The sequence below is a fragment of the Paraburkholderia sp. SIMBA_027 genome (assembly GCF_046535315.1).
Taxonomy (GTDB): Bacteria; Pseudomonadota; Gammaproteobacteria; order Burkholderiales; family Burkholderiaceae; genus Paraburkholderia; species Paraburkholderia tropica.
The window spans coordinates 1-228 of the sequence record NZ_JAWRWY010001791.1 but is presented as its reverse complement, the minus strand read 5'-3'; the positions used below and the strand labels follow the sequence as shown (position 1 = coordinate 228).

The window sequence follows — 228 nt, the reverse complement described above, 5'->3', positions numbered from 1 at the left end:
AACTCAAGCACTTGCTGGTTGCGCTCTCGGTTGCGGGAACTCCGCTCACCCGATTGGCAATGCGTCTGCTGTTGCTCACCTCGGTGCGTACTGTCGCGTTACGAGGTGCGACGTGGAGGGAGCTCAACTTGGAATCAGCGATATGGGCCATTCCCGGCGAACGCATGAAGATGGGACATCCACATATCGTGCCGCTGAGCGCCCAAGCAATTGAGGTCTTGAAAAACG

At 57.0% G+C, this 228-nt stretch carries 1 protein-coding gene; it reads left to right on the top strand.

All coding sequences use genetic code 11. The features are described from left to right. Positions 1-59: 59 nt before the first annotated feature. Positions 60-228, top strand: a 169-nt coding sequence (locus SB764_RS45340) for a tyrosine-type recombinase/integrase (protein ID WP_410867486.1), incomplete at its 3' end; no start/stop codon positions are given.